General features: G+C 60.7%; 9 protein-coding genes and 2 tRNA genes. 7 read left to right on the top strand and 4 right to left on the bottom strand.

Features of this window, described 5'->3' with window-relative positions; all coding sequences use genetic code 11:
* The first annotated feature begins 44 nt into the window (after positions 1–44).
* Together QP305_RS06725 and QP305_RS06720 are read left to right on the top strand one after the other, a co-directional pair.
* Complete coding sequence (locus QP305_RS06725) at positions 45–1,049, top strand: FadR/GntR family transcriptional regulator (RefSeq protein ID WP_284904659.1); 1,005 nt, start codon at positions 45–47, stop codon at positions 1,047–1,049.
* Between the two features lie 711 nt (positions 1,050–1,760).
* A complete protein-coding gene (locus QP305_RS06720) occupies positions 1,761–7,094 on the top strand; it encodes an exo-alpha-sialidase (RefSeq protein WP_284904658.1) in 5,334 nt (1,777 codons plus the stop codon).
* Between the two features lie 224 nt (positions 7,095–7,318).
* Here the strand turns inward: QP305_RS06720 and QP305_RS06715 are convergent, their stop codons facing one another.
* Positions 7,319–8,521, bottom strand: coding sequence for a sialidase family protein (locus QP305_RS06715; protein WP_284904657.1), 1,203 nt, complete (start codon positions 8,519–8,521; stop codon positions 7,319–7,321).
* A 479-nt stretch (positions 8,522–9,000) separates the two neighbouring features.
* Between QP305_RS06715 and QP305_RS06710 the strand changes: the two genes are divergently transcribed.
* Together QP305_RS06710 and QP305_RS06705 are read left to right on the top strand one after the other, a co-directional pair.
* A complete protein-coding gene (locus QP305_RS06710; RefSeq protein ID WP_284889966.1) occupies positions 9,001–9,561 on the top strand; it encodes a GNAT family N-acetyltransferase in 561 nt (186 codons plus the stop codon).
* A gap of 57 nt (positions 9,562–9,618) precedes the next feature.
* Positions 9,619–9,706, top strand: a tRNA-Ser gene (locus tag QP305_RS06705).
* A gap of 292 nt (positions 9,707–9,998) precedes the next feature.
* On the opposite strand, the gene QP305_RS06700 is transcribed toward QP305_RS06705, so the two are convergent.
* On the bottom strand, positions 9,999–10,655 hold the full coding sequence (locus QP305_RS06700; protein ID WP_284904656.1) for a DUF3800 domain-containing protein: 657 nt from the start codon (positions 10,653–10,655) through the stop codon (positions 9,999–10,001).
* Positions 10,656–10,833: 178 nt separating this feature from the next.
* Between QP305_RS06700 and QP305_RS06695 the strand changes: the two genes are divergently transcribed.
* The gene (locus tag QP305_RS06695; RefSeq protein WP_284904655.1) at positions 10,834–11,007 is read left to right on the top strand and encodes a hypothetical protein; all 174 of its coding nucleotides are present in this window, start codon (positions 10,834–10,836) and stop codon (positions 11,005–11,007) included.
* Between the two features lie 117 nt (positions 11,008–11,124).
* On the opposite strand, the gene QP305_RS06690 is transcribed toward QP305_RS06695, so the two are convergent.
* The gene (locus QP305_RS06690) at positions 11,125–11,409 is read right to left on the bottom strand and encodes a type II toxin-antitoxin system RelB/DinJ family antitoxin (RefSeq protein WP_284904654.1); all 285 of its coding nucleotides are present in this window, start codon (positions 11,407–11,409) and stop codon (positions 11,125–11,127) included.
* Between the two features lie 282 nt (positions 11,410–11,691).
* Between QP305_RS06690 and QP305_RS06685 the strand changes: the two genes are divergently transcribed.
* Positions 11,692–11,764 (top strand) — tRNA-Arg (locus QP305_RS06685).
* 87 nt (positions 11,765–11,851) lie between these two features.
* Here the strand turns inward: QP305_RS06685 and QP305_RS06680 are convergent.
* Positions 11,852–12,295, bottom strand: a complete 444-nt coding sequence (locus tag QP305_RS06680) for a hypothetical protein (RefSeq protein WP_284904653.1) — start codon at positions 12,293–12,295, stop codon at positions 11,852–11,854.
* 303 nt (positions 12,296–12,598) lie between these two features.
* Between QP305_RS06680 and QP305_RS06675 the strand changes: the two genes are divergently transcribed.
* The gene (locus QP305_RS06675; protein WP_284904652.1) at positions 12,599–14,989 is read left to right on the top strand and encodes a YPDG domain-containing protein; all 2,391 of its coding nucleotides are present in this window, start codon (positions 12,599–12,601) and stop codon (positions 14,987–14,989) included.
* Positions 14,990–15,220 lie beyond the last annotated feature (231 nt).

The raw sequence follows: 15,220 nt of genomic DNA, 5'->3' as shown, positions 1-15,220 counted from the left end.
CGCACATCTTTTGAAAACATCCGTTTTCCGATACCTTAGGTGTCATGATGCCCGACGACGCGCAGTCACATGCCACGCAGGGCGCTATGCGGGTCACCGGCGGCCACCCCCGTTCCGGCTCGGATCGCGCCGATTTGGTCATGGACGCTTTGAAACAGCGAATTATTGAAGAACGCCTGCAACCCGGCGCGAAGCTCCCCACCGAAGCGGAGCTGTGCCGCGAGCTGGGGGTCTCGCGCTCCTCGGTGCGCGAGGCGCTATCCAAGCTGGCCGCGCTGGATATTGTCACCTCGCAGCGCGGGAAGGGCACCCAGGTGGCGAATATGTCCCTCTCCCCGCTGGTTGAATCCTTGCTGCTGCGCTCCTCCGCGCGGGCCGGTGCGGGCACGGGCGCGGTGGAGAGCGTGGCTCAGCTGCGCGAATACCTGGATCTGGGGATGGCGGAAGGCGTAGTGCGGGCGCTGTCGGGCACGCACCACGATAATCTGCACGACATCGTGGCGCGGATGACCGAAAAGGCGCTGCGCGGGGAAAACTTCCAGCACGAAGATATTGAGTTCCATATTGCGATGACGTCCGCGCTTGATAACGAGGTTGCGTTGGAGATGGTCACGGCACTGTGGGTGGTGCACTCTATTGCGCTGCGCGATTTAAACGACGACGTCGATGAACTTCTCCTAGAAACCGCTCAGGCGCATAAACGTATTATTCAGGCCGCCGAAGATGGTGATATTTTCGCGTATCGCGGGGCGGTCATTGACCACTACCGGCCCCTCAATATGATTATTGACCGCCACGAGGCCGCTCAGCAGCGGGCGAACTCCGGGAGTTCCGGGGGAAGCGCGGAAAGTGCGGAAAGCGCGTTCGGAGATTGTGGGGATCCGGAAGCGCCGCCGGAGGCGCTGACCGCTCAGGCGGCTGCCCAGCAGCGCGAGGCTGAGCGGGCCGAACGAGCCGAACGCGCCGCGGATATTGCCGCGCGGGCGCAGCGGGCCGCCTCCTTTGCCGATATTGCGGATCCGACGTCGCGGGTTTCCGGGGTGCTGTGAGGCGGGAGCGCATCTTGTCCACGGCTCCCAAAGCTGGCTAGAATATATGCAATAGTTCAGCCCGCCTCGACTTCGGTCGGGAGTGGGCTGGAGCTCTGTTTACGGCCGGTAGCCCTACCACAACAGGATGCAAATCTACGCACCATTTTGGCCTGATTTCTGCTCTGAGTTTGCACTATGCGACCCTGACCGTCCGGAATTTGCACTATGTTCCCCTCCAACTTAGCGACGAGCCCTCATCACGAACAAAGTGGGCGTGAGAGCACCGTTTTCACCCGTTTTCATGTTCCTTACGCCCACTTTGCTGACCGCACTGTCCAGGACGCCCATTTTGTCTATTTACCCTATTAGCCCGGAATCATTGTTTGGGCATTCCCATCCCGATAGGCTTGTAGCGGAGCCCCGGTGGAGCGCTATCTGGCCATGCCAGGTATTCTTACCGGGGCATTGAACTTCTTTGCGGAAGTACGTGCCGACTGAGCTGCGCCGTCGTACCGAAGCGCGGAGAAATGGACCTACCGCGGCCGCAACCCGCACTGAAACGTCGTCCCGTGCGGTCGAAACGCTGCTTTATGTGACCAGAACGCTGTTCCATTGGGCATTATTGTCTGACAATAACTTTCCAAGCGCAGAGGTGCTGTGCTATTTTCGTTGTTGTCTGACAATAGCGTCAGACGAGACGATGATGTCTGCCAGAAAGGTAACAGCACAATGTCAACTCCTCGCGCCCGGCGTGGGTGGAGTGCATTCGTGGCACTGTCGGCCACGGTTGCTCTCACGGTCACGCCGTTGACAGCGTGGGCCAGCCCGGGGGAAACGCCCCCGCAGCCCGAACCTCAGGCAGCGGAAGTCCTCGAGACTGCGCAGCCGCCGGCCCTCACTGCTGACGAATTAGAATCAGGCACGTCAAGCGCTCTCGCCGCGGAGAGCACGCCAGAAAATAGCGAAAGCTCAACTGAACCTACTAATAGAGCCGCCGAAACTACCGATAGATCCGCCGAGAACACCGAAGCTTCGGAGGCGGAAAATACCGCGGACGCCGCGAACTACATGTCGCTCACCCTTGAACGAACCGATGACAACGGGAATGAGCTCCGCATCGGCCAAAAGATGACGTTCGCAATTACCTACACGAACCACTCGAAACAAAACATCACGGCGTTCCCCTACCAGTCGAACCTCAAGGGTGTTCTCACCAATGGAACACCGAATTGCCGCTGGGCCAATCTCAAACCCGGCGAAACCAAAGGCTGCACGAAGGTTACCTACACGGTGACAGCCGAAGATGCGGCGACCGGCACCTTCACCCCCTTCGTGGAATTCCGCGCCACCGAAGATCGCAACGGCACAAAGGTCCTCCAGGAAGGCATCCGGCAGGAACTCGCCCCGGTGACCCTCATTAATGAGCAAGCGCCGAAGGAGCCGGACCCGGCAACCATCCCCACCGAACGCGGGGATATGGAGACCGTGCGACTGGCGCGCGCGGGCGATAAGGAAGACTACTGCTACCGCATCCCGGCCCTCGCGCAAGCGAATAACGGCTGGATCTTGGCCGCTTATGACGGCCGCCCCGGATCCTGCATGGACTCTCCCAACCCGAACCACATCACCCTGCGTATCTCCAAGGACAACGGGAAATCGTGGACCGAGCCAAAGGAAGTCCTCCAGGGCAAGGGCACGCTTTACAGCCGCGATAAGTACGGATATTCCGATCCGTCCTTCGTGGTGAATGAGGAAACCGGCCGTATTTTCCTTTTCTCCGTCTTCTCCTATGACAAGCGTTTCCAGGATTCGCGCCCCGGCACCGATCCCAATGATCGCAATGTGCTGCACGCGCAGGTCGTCTACTCCGATGACAATGGCGAGACCTGGTCCCAGCCGCGCATCATCACAAAGGACATCACTTTCGATAAGGGCATTCGTTCCCGCTTCGCCGCGTCCGGCGCTGGCATCCAGCTCAAGTACGGCGATCACAAGGGCCGCCTGGTTCAGCAATTCACCATGACCATGCCGAATAACCGCGGTTACGCGGCGGTCTCCGTCTACTCGGATAACAACGGTGAAACCTGGACCCCGGGCGCACCCGTGTACGGCAATATGGATGAGAACAAGGTCGTGGAACTGTCCGACGGCACTCTCATGCTCAATTCGCGCTCCTCGGACAATGTGTGGGCCCGCAAGATTGCGTATTCCACGGACGGCGGGGCAACCTACAGCCCCATGCAGGTCGATTGGCAGCTACCCGATCCGCATAACAACGCCTCGATTATCCGCGCCTTCCCGAACGCGCCGCAGGGCAGCGATAAGGCAAAGATTCTGCTTTACTCGTCCTCGTCCCCGGACGGTCGCGAAAACGGCCTCATCCGTGTTTCTTACGACGACGGCGAAAGCTGGTCAGTGGGCAAGCTCTTCAAGAAAGGTGCTATGGCCTACTCCACCATGTGGGCGATGAAGGATGGCCGTTACGGCATCTTCTTCGAGGGCGATAACAATGACATGCTCTACGCCCACTTTGGCTTCGATTGGCTGAATTCGGTGCCGCTCTCCACCACTCCTGAACGCGTGGTGGTCAATCGCGGTGAAGCGAAGGTGAAGATTAGCGTCTCCAACCTGGGCACCGCCGCCATCGAAAATCCGGTTATGGCGCCGCTGTGGCTGCCGCGCGGGTGGTCCGCTGAGCCGGTACAGATCGGAAAATTGGAGGCTGGTGAAACGCGCACGGTCGCGATTCCGGTCACCATCGGTGATAGCGCTGTCGCGTACGACGACGATATCGGGCTCGACTTCGTTGTGAATGTGGAAGGCAAGGTCGGGGTGAACGCCAGCGCGATTGCCCGGCTGGAGGAACGCGAAGGGGAAACCCCCGCGCCGCAGCAGTACATGACCGTGGACTTCAAGCGCACCGATGACGGCGGGGAACCGCTGCGCATCGGCCAGGAACTGACCTTCCGGGTTTCCTATACGAATACTTCGGATCGCACGATCACGGCATTCCCCTACCAGTCCAACCTCAACCGCTTCCTGACCACCGGCACCCCGAATTGCCGCTGGGGTAATCTGGCAGCCGGGGATACCAAGGGCTGCGATACCATCACCTACAAGGTGACCGCGGAAGATGCCGAGCGCGGTAGCTTCACCCCCTACGTGGTCTTCCGCGCTACCGAGGATCGCGATGGAACCCAGGTGCTTCAGGATAATATCCGCGCTGAACTGCCCGCCATCAAGGTGATCAACGAGGAGATTGGTAAGCGGCCTGACCCGGCTACCGTCCCCACCGAACGTGGGGATATGGAAACCGTGCGCCTGGCGCGCGCCGGCGATAAGGACAACTACTGCTACCGCATCCCGGCCCTCGCCCAGGCGAATAACGGCTGGATCCTCGCGGCTTATGACGGCCGCCCGGATTCCTGCATGGACTCCCCCAACCCGAACCACATCACTCTCCGCATCTCCAAGGACAACGGAAAGTCGTGGACGGCACCCGAGGAAATCCTGCAGGGCAAGGGGCATATTCGCGACGCGGATAAGTACGGCTTCTCGGATCCTTCCTTCGTAGTGAATGAAGAAACTGGCCGTATTTTCCTCTTCTCGGTGTTCTCCTACGATGTGCGTTTCCAGGATTCCCAGCCGGGCACCGATCCGGATAACCGGCGGGCCCTGCACGCGCAGGTGGTCTACTCGGATGACAACGGCCAGACCTGGTCGAAGCCGCGCCTCATCACCAAGGACATCACCTTCGATGAGAATATTCGCTCCCGCTTCGCGGCCTCCGGCGCTGGTATCCAGCTCAAGTACGGCCCGCATAAGGGCCGCCTCATCCAGCAGTTCACGATGACCATGCCGAACGGCAAGGGCTACGCCGCCGTCTCCGTCTACTCGGACGACAACGGCGCCACCTGGACCCCCGGCCAGCCGGTCTACGGCAACATGGACGAGAACAAGGTCGTGGAGCTCTCCGACGGCACCGTCATGCTCAACTCGCGGTCCTCGGACGGCATTATGGCCCGCAAGGTCGCCTTCTCGAAGGACGGCGGCCAGACCTACACCCCGATGCAGGTCGAATGGCAGCTGCCCGACCCGCGCAATAACGCCTCGATTATCCGCGCGTTCCCGAACGCACCGGAAGGCAGCGCACAGGCGAAGATTTTGCTTTATTCTTCGTCGTCCGCGACCTCGCGTTCGAACGGCCTCGTGCGTATTTCGTACGACGACGGACGCACGTGGTCAGTTGGTAAGCAGTTCAAGCAAGGTGCCATGTCGTACTCCACGATGTGGGCCATGGATGATGGCCGGTATGGCATCTTCTACGAGGGCGATAACAATGACATGCTCTACGCGCATTTCACCCTGGATTGGCTGAACTCCCTGCCTGTTTCCGCGGTCCCCGCGGAGAACGCCAAGGTGTATCGCGGTAAGTCCACGATTCCGCTGTCGGTAACCAATATGGGCAGCGAGGATCTTGCTGGCGTGGTGGCCACCCCCGGTGAGCTGCCCGCGGGTTGGGAAGCCGAAGCCGTGGAGCTGGGCACCCTCAAGGCCGGGGAAACCCGCGTTGTTCAGGTGCCGGTGACCATCGGCGCGAAGGTGCTGGCCGGTGACGGTAACCAGACCATCCCGTTCCGCATCACCTCCGGTGACAAGGTGGCGGCCAATGGCTTCGCCGAGGTCACCCTCATCAACCGCGAATGCGAATCGCGGCCGGTCTACGTGCCGGGCGTGAAGCTCGCTAACGAGGTGGCGGCGGAAACCGCCCGGGAGGATAACGGCACCGATAACCTCTTCGACGGCGATCTCAATACCATTTGGCATAGCCCGTGGAGCTCCACGATTAAGCTGCCGCTGGATATTGATCTGGCCCTGCCCCAGGCTGAGAATATCGGCCGAGTGGATGTGCATCCGCGCAGCGCCGGCGGGGATAACGGCCGCATCCGCTCCGCGGAACTGTGGGCCGGTAAGGACGCTGAGAGCGCGGTGAAGATTGCCGAAGGCACCTTCGAGAATTCGCCGGAGCCCGCAACCTTCTTCGTGGACGCTAAGGACACCCAGTTCCTGCGCCTGCGCATTACCGGAACCTACGGGCGCACCGCCGATTCCCTGGCTTCCGCCGCGGAAATCGCGGTGTACAAGATGACCGAGGTTTCTGATACCTGCGTGGAGCCGAGCCCCGAGCCCAGCCCCACGCCCGGTACCGAGGAGCCGACGCCGGGTACCGATCCCACCCCGGGCACTCCCGATCCGAGCCCCAAGCCGGATCCGACGCCCGATAAGCCGGCGCCTTCGCCCGAGCCGACTCCTGGTACCGAGGATCCGACTCCGGAGCCGAGCCCGACTCCCAGCCCGGAGCCGAGCGAACCGGCGGTTCCCGAATCCAACGGAAACTCCAACTTCCTCTCGAACTCGTGGACGTCCACAGTTGCTGATCTCGTCTTCTCCTATGGGCGCGCCGGCGACGAACTCCTCGTGGGCGATTGGACCGGAGATGGCCGCAAGTCCGTGGCGGTGCGCCGCGGTAACCAGTTCTTCGTGAAGAACTCCCTGGGCGGCGGCAATGCCGACACCGTATTCTCCTACGGCAAGGCCGGCGACAAGGTCGCGGTGGGTGACTGGGATGGCGACGGCAAGTCCACCTTCGCGGTTATCCGCGGCAATAAGGTGTTCGTGAAGAACTCGCTGACCAGCGGCAACGCCGATAGCGTCATCGCTTACGGCAAGGCTAGCGATACCCTCATCTCCGGCGATTGGGATGGCGACGGCATCGCGACCTTCGCGGCGGTGCGCGGCAACCAGTTCTTCGTGAAGAACTCCCTGGAATCCGGAAACGCGGACGCAGTCTTCAGCTTCGGCCGCGTGGGCGATGAGGTCATCGTGGGTGATTGGGATGGCGACGGCGTGGACACCGTTGGGGTGCGCCGCGGCAACGTCATCTACACCGCCGATGCGCAGGGCAATACCGTGATGAGCGTCGCCTACGGCAAGCCCGGCGATCAGCTCATCATCGGTGACTGGGACGGCGACGGCATCGACACGCCTGGCGTGCGGCGCTAAGCGCTTCCCGTCTCGCGCAGAGGCACCTCATCTCATTGAGATAACACCTCATCTCGCTGAGGTAGCGCTGCGGTGATGCAGCACCTTCGCATCAGGTAGCGCCTCGCGCCGAGAAGCACCTCGCGACGCGAGAAGCGAGATACAAACCGGGGCCGGGTGGGCTGGATTTCCAGCTCACCCGGCCCCGTTGCGTGGCGTGCCACGCGGGTACGTTCCCGGCTTAGTTAGCGCAGTTCACTGCCCGGGATAAGGTCGAGGTAGAGCGAGTTTTCGCGTTCAAAAACGACGGCGAGGCTATCCGAGAGCCACACCGCGTCCGAGTAACCGAATTCGCCCGGGCCCAGGGAGCGGAGTAGGCGTCCGGCGTCGTCGACAATAGCGCCGTTCTCCCGGGCGGTATCCGAATGCGGGTGGATGAGGATGGTGCCATCTCCGCAGGTGATGAGCTTGGCATTGCATCCCGGATCGGGGAGGCTGAGGGGCTGCGGCGCGGACCAGGTCAGGCCGTCGCTCGAGCGCGCCACCACGCGCCCGCCGCGGCCCTGGAGGCGGATATTCGCGATGACCTCGCCGCCGCTTACCTCGAGGGTGGTTTCGTCCAGGCCCGGGGTGCCGGCCGGGCGGATTGGCTCGGAAATCGCCACAATCCGGCCCGCGCGCACGTGCACCACGTAGATCACGGCTTCCCCGCCGCGGTTCGTGACATACGGCAGGAGCGCGGTATCGCCCAGCAGCGGCGTGGAGCCGGAGGTGGCGAAGAGGCCATCGCAGCGCAGCTCGCTATAGAGCTCGTCGTCAACACGGGTATGGGTCAGGGAGTCGAGGCTGGTCCCCCAGGCAATCCAGGCTTCCAGGCGCGGCCCGGCGAAGCGCGAGCCGAAGTAGCCGATTTCTTCCGAGGCGGCGTAGGCCAGGGTAATGCCGGCGTCGTTCCCATCAGAGTTCCTGGCATCGTTCCCGGCGTCGGTTTGCGCTGCGGCATCCGCGCCCGTAGCACTGCATACCGGCGCACCAGCCACGCACGGATCCCCGCACACCGCCGGCGTTCCCGGAACCGGAAGCGGAGCGGAGAATTCAAGGTCTTGCGCGCGCAGCGCAGTGCCGGCGGCAGGCGCTTCCGAGTCCGCGGCGCTCACCCCCGCATCGGCGGGAAGCTCAGCGGTGATATAGCAAATCCGGTTGGGATTGGGCAGGTCGGCGGCCATGGCCCCGCCCAGGTTTTCCCAGTCAAAATCCCCGCTCGGATGCGGGCGTTCATCGAAGAAGACGGTCAGCTGGTTATCCCGATGCAGCACGGCCGGGATGCGGAAATCACGGTCGGCGGTACGGGTGACGAGCGCGCGGGCCGAACAGCCAGCCGCGGCGCCAGCGCTGGGCGCGGTGGCCTGCGCACGATCATTGTGCGGGTCCTTATGTAGAGAAGTCATGGCACCATCCTATGTGGTTGTCAGACTTAATGCCGCGGGCCGGGCGCCGGGCTGCTGCCACGCACTTTTCCGCGGGATAACAGGGCTGGTGGGCGGTAGGCGCGGCGTCGTCGCCCTTCTTGAAACGGAGGCACGTGCCGGTGGTGCACACCACGTTTTGACAGGGCCGCCGCGCTGTGTAAAATCCTGTGTGCAGCAAGCGAGGCCGGGAGGTACCACCCGCGTTTCCAGCTGTTCGCGTACAGCAACGATACCGATTCTTGACCGTTACTAGAGCTTGCACTGAAGACTTTTCTTGTTTTACGCTGAGGTTCAGCGGCCCATGACCGCGTGACACCCCCGGTGTTTCGTCCAGTACGACGACGCCACCCCCAACCCAACCTAACAGCAGCGCATGTTTGCCTGATACATACCAAGCGCTGGCTAATTCCTGACCGAATTTCCCCTGTGGGACCGAGTTGCGGAGGACGACGACTCTCATGACCACTCAACTGACTCGCCTAACCCGGTGCACGCGTGAGGACATCCCCACCCTCGCCACCATCCGCCGCACCATTGAAGAAACTATGGCTGCCGCCGGCAACAGTCAATGGCCTCTCGGCTCGCTGCCGGTGTGGAAGATCGCCGAGCAGGTAGACGCCGGCGAATTCTGGGCTTTGCGCGCGGCCGATGGCACCATCACCGCCGCCGTGCGGGCCCTGCATTCCGACCCGCTCATCTGGTTCGACGATATGCCCGCCCTCTACCTGCACACCCTCATGGCCAATCCGGCCGTTGCGGCGAAGGGCGCCGGGCGGGCCATCCTGGCCGCAATGGCTCAGCTGGCCGTCACCTACGGCTACGACCGGGTGCGCCTGGATTGCGTGGGGCCGCTGCGTGGCTTCTACGCTCGCCAGGGCTTTGAGGACACCGGCATGACCCATTCCGGTAACCACTCGGCGGATATGGATGCGCATCTGATGGAGCGCATCCTGCTGCCGGAGTTCACGCCGGTGGGTGAGTTTGGGGCCGTGCTCGAAGCAGCTGCGCCACTGGTGTAGCAGCGCGCGAAACTACGCTAAACTAGCCTTTTGCAGCCCGCGTGGGCGGCGCTGCTTGGAGAGTTGTCAGAGCGGCCGAATGAGACGGTCTTGAAAACCGTTGTGCGGCGACCCCGCACCAAGGGTTCGAATCCCTTACTCTCCGCTTATGCTACAAAAGCACGCCGGACCTTCGGCATGCTTATGAGCGTTCCCGCTTTACCACCTATGCTTTAGCGGATTTTCGGACCTGTTGCTCATGAGAGAGAATATGACAAATATGGTACAGTGCTAGGGGTACTACTGGTAAGTGCCCCATTGAAAACAGGGACTTTTTATACAGCGCTCCAGCTTCGGCTCCAGGCGCTAGCGAGACAAGATTACGCTCTGATACAATTTAGGTGCCGGCGAAAAGAGGGTCAGGGATCCTCTTCCCCCACCGAGGGGATAGCTGGCTCCTACTTTTTTACCCGCCCCCACGGATACTCGACACTGGCAATGAGTGGCTCAACGTAGGTCGAGTAGTTCTTCAATGCGCGCCCCTGGGTGATGCGGTGGGTAGCCCAAAGAAGATAGTCTGCTACCTGTATACCCCACGCGGTTTTAGCATCCCATACGCAGGGGATGATTGTCGGCACCATTTGATTCGCGATATCCTCAATCGCTTCCTTTGCTGCGTCCTTGAAAGACGCAGCACTAAATGTCGCTAACACGACATACAGGCGGTCTTCGGCCTTAAACTGCGAACAAACTCGTTGCAGGTGCAAGAAAAGGGCTATTTTATAAAGCCTGCTTTTACCCCTGCTTTGGACATACGGGAAGGCGTTCGCCTTATATAGAAAAGTCGCATCGAACCTCAAAGGTTGGGTGGAGATGAGTTTGAGGACAGCTTCCCGGGTCGCCCACGAATCGTTTTTCGCGTGGAAACCATGAGGTAGATTGACTTTTTTGGCTTCGAGCGCGGCGCGGAGTAGGTGGCCTTGCCATATTGCGTCTCGGTGTTCGCCGAGGAACATTGCTGATCCGAATCCAAAAAATGGGGATTCAGTTTCATTTGCCGGTTCAAGGAAGTCAAGAGTGCCGCTTTCGTCGAGGTAGATGAAGTAGTCCGTCACGGCTGCCCTTTCTCCTGAGTATGATTGTTAAAAGGTATCAGGGGTGAATGCGGTGGGCTGTGATCAAGATTAAACACTCCTTGCAATCGCAGTAGACGACTGCTATTTACAACTGCGGGAACATTTTTCACGCGATGAAGGCTCAAAGATAGCTTCTTGAACGGAGATACTTATAACAATGAGAACAGACGCGGAATTACTCGCTGAAATTGAAAGCGATGCGGACATTGATCCTGAACGGCTCATCACCGATCCGGATCTTGTCAAAGCTGCCGCCGCTCCCATTCAGATCAAAATCGCGCAAAGAGCTCAGGATAAGGCAGCCCTCCACGGAGCCGTGCACGAAGGTTAGCCGCCGCAGCACTTACCCAATTGGGCCAGGCCCCGGGATAGGGGGCAGCAGCATGCTTGCCGGACCATCTTGAACAGCACCTTGGCATCGCGCTTGAACTGATTCGTACGGAAGACGCTAGTCAGCCTCATTGAGATCCGCCATCAGTTCAGCGACGCTACTAAAGGACGCGCCGGTGCGGGACTCAACTTCAGCTCTCGCCACGGCACTGGCCGAGTTCCCGCGATGCGGCGTGAACGGAATGCCGTTGCTGGCAATCGACTGCCGCAAAAACATATTGATGGCAGTACTCATATCCAACCCGAGATCACGGAACAACTCCGCAGCCTGAGCCTTCGTTTCATCATCCGTCCGGAAAGATACATTTGCCACCACAACCACCCCACTACACGCAATCAACATTACTCTGTATATACAGTAGCATTGACTGCGCAAGATCGTGAGAGCTTTCTGACCGAGTTCCGTTGAACGCACTTACACAGCCGGGCAGCACACTTGCCGCCACTACCCAGCACCGACCGCAGACCCAGCCAGCCCAGATGTGAAACATAACGCACCTGGCCTGTAGATTTTGCTCTCGCCGGGGAACGCGGTAAACTCTTATCTGTCGCAAAACGAGGCGGGTTAATCGCTCGCCTCCTCAATTTTTTATTGAGGAGCTTGTGGTAGCCACCTCGTGACTGTGCGCTCGTAGCTCAGTGGATAGAGCATCTGACTACGGATCAGAAGGTCGGGGGTTCGAATCCCTTCGAGCGCGCGAAGCTCCTCCTCGGTGACTCAAATCCCGGTGGGGAGCAATTTCTTTTTCCGCGCCCGAAGCCCCAAGCCCGGCCGCAAAACCAACCTAACGCGAATGCCTCAGGAACGCCGGCAAATTGACCGGGTTGAAACTGAAAACTCCCGGATGGTTAATATCCGCTTCCCAGGTCTGCGCCTTGCCCTCCGCGGTCCAGCTAATAAGCGCGGTAGTGGCTTTGCGCTCCACGTGAAAATCGATCACGCTCTCCCACGGGTACCGCTGGAAACGCTCGCCGTCCGCCCGCGAAATATTCGACAGCCCCGACTTCCCCTCCGGATTGATCACAATAAACTCGGCATCGGTCACCACCAGCACCCGGATCACCGCCGCGTCGATTGCATTCCACAGGTTCGACACCAGGAGCTTGCCAATTCCGCCCAAGAAACTTCTATACTTACGCACCACCAGGTAGTTCGCGCCAGCCTCAATGCCGTGCTCGCGAAGAAACGCGAGAATATCTTCTTCCGTCACGCCCCGAATAACGCCCATGACCGTGCACCCTTCTCGCGACTACCGCGATGCCCGAGGAGACCCCTTTCCCCGCACCCTTGCGCGAAGTTTGTCACCTCAATAATTTGAGTTTATACCTTTTTACGACGACGCACACCCGCTTCACGCCTCCTTTTCGCACAGCACCGCCGATTCACACCCAGCCCTACCCAACCCCTCCCCGCGCCAGCCATTCACTCAGCTCGCGCTGCTTGAACATTGTCCTACCAAGATCGCTTTAGCTAACACTAAATTTCATTTAGGGTTAGAAGCATAAGTAACCACAACTCTGGATAGGACATCATGGCAAAGATGCGCAAGCTCGCTGTCGGAACACTATCCGCCCTCACGGTCCTGGGATGCGGAATCGTAGCCCCACTCGCCGTGGCGGACGTTCCCACAGCGGATAACCCCAGCCCGGCCATCGTTTCGGGCCTGGCAGTCGGTGATGGCAGCCTCATCACCCCGCAAGATAAGAACGGTAAAGACGCAAAATTCAGCGTAGGCATGCAACTGCGCGCCGCCGACGGCTCGGCTTCCAACAATTTCCCGATGCCGGGCGATCCGCAGCGCGATACAGGCAACCGCCTCAATTGCATGCGTAATAACCTCATCGATCTCACCAAGACCACCGAGCTCACCGCGCGCATCCAGGTGCGTAATAACACCACCTCTCCGCTCTACGGACTCAGCTACCAGGTCGGATGGATGGATGGCGACGCCGCATACAATACCTCCGGCGCCCCGGCAGACGCTTCAGGTTTCGTCGTCGATGGCCCCAAGCTCAAAGAAGCCATCACCGCCTCCGGCGTATCCACCAAGGTCACCATCTGGCTCATCCTCAAGGACGGCACTCAAAAGACCCTCGATATGATGGCTGATGCGGATTGGGATAACGTGGCAACGGTGTGGCTCCGCGGCACTCTCCCGGCTTCTACCGGCCCGGACGATGTGATCACCCTGGACGTCCCGCTCAAGTTCAATCAGGATGTTGCCACGGTCAAGGGTTTGATGCCGGTGGCGTCGCTCAAGAACCACACCCTCACCCTCTCGGGAACCGACTATGGTGAAGCGATGTCGAAGAAGCCGCAGGGTTATATGCGGATTATCCGCTTCCGCGGCTTCACCCCACTAACCGAGCTGGATAACGGCGGCGCGGCCAGCCAGCACGGCACCACCGGTAAGTTCGTGGCGGTGGCAAAATCCGATGCCGCCAATTACAGCGACCTCTCCGGCCCCTTCACCCAGGTTCCCCTCGCCGTGCAGCAGGCCATGCCCACGGTGAAGCACCGGGATGTGGATGCCGAGAAGAAGGTGCCCTTCGCTGACGGTTTCAACCTGCAGTACCAGGCCACCTACGCCAATGGGCTACGCTCGCAATGCGAGGGCTACGAGAGCATGATCTCGAAGATTTCAACGGCCACGGTGAATTCCTACCAGATCGACCTCATGCCGATTCGGGATGCGATTCGCGATAAGGGCTACTCGGTCGGGGCAACCGCTGACCAGATTATGCCGGTCTACACCTACGGGATGTCCGCCCAACAGCCCAGTTTCGTGGACGCCCAGGGCAATCCCATAGCGATGAACGAGGGTGCTTATGCCCCGCTCGCCGCGGAGCTCTCCAACGCGCACGTGCGCCTGGTCAAGGTTGTTGAGGCCAGCGACATCACGATTCCGCAGTACAGTGCTTACAATTCCCGCGCCCAGCTGAGCACAATCCGCGGCCTCGCGGAGCAGGCGGCGCAGGCGGGTAACCTCGACCTGGCCACCCTCACGAGCGACCGCAATCCGCAGGCGCTCACCGATGCGAAGCAGGTCATCACCTATTCCACCGCGAATTACGATGCCCCGGACGGAACCGACATTCCCACCCGCGTGATTATCGACGCGTCCCAGGTGGATACCGCCACGCCCGGCGTCTACCCCGTCACCTACAAGCGCGCCGTGAAAACGCAGGACGCCGCGGGTACCTGGGTGGAAGATATTGTGTCCACAACGGCGCAGGTCACCGTCACCGCGGTGAACGCTGCTTACCAGCCAGCCTCCGCCGCGCGCGAGAATCTGGATCCGGTCACCGTGAACGTGCCCGCTCCGAGTTTCACGGATGCGAACGGCGCTGCGGTCACGCCCGCGCTCAGCGTGAACGGTGCTTACGCGCTCAATGACGGCGCGACCCTGCCGAAGGGCTGGGATGTTGTGGTTAATCCGAACGACGGCGCACTTACCGTGACACTGGGTAAGGACGCTGCCACCGGAACTCACGAGCTGCCGATCAAGGTGACTTTTGCCGATGGGAGCAGCACCGTTCTCAACGCGCAGGTGAGCTTCACCCAGAAGACTGCGACGCTCACCCCGGGAACTCCGATCCCGCCGGAACCCACGGTTGAACCGACTGTTGATCCAACGGTGGAACCGACCACCGAGCCGACGGCAGACCCGACTGTTACTCCGACTGTTGATCCAACGGTAGCGCCCACAACCGCTCCGACCACCGAGCCGACCGTTGCGCCAACATCCGAACCGGCGGCCCCGAGCACCGCACCCGCGCCGGCCGAACCTACGGCGCCGAGCAAGCCCGCCCGCGTCGTCAAGAAGAAGCTGACCGCCACCGGCGCGGAGAGTGCCTGGCTGCTGGCTGGTGCTCTCGCCCTGGTGGGAACCGGTCTGCTGGCACGGCGCCGGCATAGCTAAGCAACGCCCAGCCAAGCACGGCACAACTAGGTGCGGAACAGCTAAGTGCAGCGCCTGGCTGAGCACAGTACCCAGCTGAGCAGCGCCTAGCCAACTACAAACAGGTGTGGCCCGGAACCTTCGCGGTTCCGGGCCACACCTGTTGAGCAACACTTTTGACCAGGCAACGTCCCTTGGCGGGCAAGGCCACTGCCGGCTAGCTGCGCCGTCGTACTAGATAGAAACCGCGGC

Origin of the sequence: Actinotignum timonense (assembly GCF_030216305.1) — a bacterium.
GTDB lineage: Bacteria > Actinomycetota > Actinomycetes > Actinomycetales > Actinomycetaceae > Actinotignum > Actinotignum timonense_A.
This window is presented reverse-complemented; position numbering and strand designations above follow the sequence as displayed.